This is a genomic window from Streptococcus mitis, assembly GCF_946188615.1.
Classification (GTDB): Bacteria; Bacillota; Bacilli; order Lactobacillales; family Streptococcaceae; genus Streptococcus; species Streptococcus mitis_BZ.
On record NZ_CAMHVK010000022.1, the window covers coordinates 1 to 375 of the forward strand.

1 protein-coding gene is annotated in these 375 nt (G+C 42.4%); it reads right to left on the reverse strand.

The window, feature by feature from the left end:
• On the reverse strand, positions 1-375 hold a 375-nt coding region (locus OCF95_RS09760; protein WP_261105336.1), incomplete at both ends, for a mucin-binding protein.

Here is a 375-nt window from a genome sequence, read left to right on the forward strand (position 1 = left end):
TTACGATAAGTAACTGTTTCAACACGGTCTTGATCTTTAGCCTTCACTCCACTTACAGCTGGGATTTCTGATTTATCTGCTGTGTAACCTGCGATAGTTGGAGAGACTACTTTATCAAACGTATCATCATTAGTGGTCCAGTCTTGGAAGAAAATTTGACCAGTCACTAGGTTAATACGACTCCAACGTTTGAAGTTCAGTGTTTCAACCACATCATCCTTAGCCTTACTTCCATCTTCATAAACGTAATGGATGGTACGGCTAACGCTTTCTTTGTTATCCAAATCATGGACACTAGCTGGCCAACGTGGGCTATCTGGTTGTCCTGGATTGACTGGTGTATTTGGTTGTGGGCTTGGGTTATCTGGGTTAACC